Annotated in this window: 1 protein-coding gene; it reads left to right on the forward strand. The window is 72.3% G+C overall.

The annotated features are described in order from the left end of the window. A partial coding sequence (locus HA630_RS02215; protein ID WP_305792610.1) for a glycosyltransferase occupies nt 1–588 on the forward strand: 588 nt, incomplete at its 5' end. Nucleotides 589–614 lie beyond the last annotated feature (26 nt).

Genomic DNA, 614 nt, shown 5'->3' on the forward strand with positions numbered 1-614 from the left:
CCGGCCGAGCGTTTCGCCGGCCGCCGCGGCCCGTTGAAGCTGCTGGTGGTGGGCGGCAGCCTGGGCGCCAAGGCCCTGAACGACACCGTGCCGCAAGCCCTGGCGCTGATCCCGGCCGAGCAGCGCCCGGTGGTGACCCACCAGAGCGGCGAAAAGCAGATCGACGCGCTCCAGGCGGCGTACGCGCAGGCCGGTGTCGAAGCCACGCTGAGCCCCTTCATCCACGACACGGCGGCCGCGTTCGCCGAGGCCGATGTCGTCATCGCCCGCGCCGGCGCCAGCACCGTGACCGAACTGGCCGCCGTGGGTGCCGCCGCCATCTTCGTGCCTTTCCCGCACGCGGTGGACGACCACCAGACCCACAACGCCCGCTTCCTGGTGGACGCCGGCGCCGCCTGGCTGGTGCCCCAGACCGAACTCACCGCCCAAGGGCTGGCCGCGATGCTGCAAAACCTGACCCGCGCCGACCTGCAGGCCCGCGCGGAACGCGCCCGCGCCCAGGCCAAAACCGAGGCCGTCCCGGCCATGGTGCAGGCCTGCCGGACCTTGGCCCAACTTCCCACCGCCTCTGCTGGAGGCCACGCATGAAACACGCCATCCGCCACATCCATTTC

This window comes from Aquabacterium sp. A08 (genome assembly GCF_011742065.1).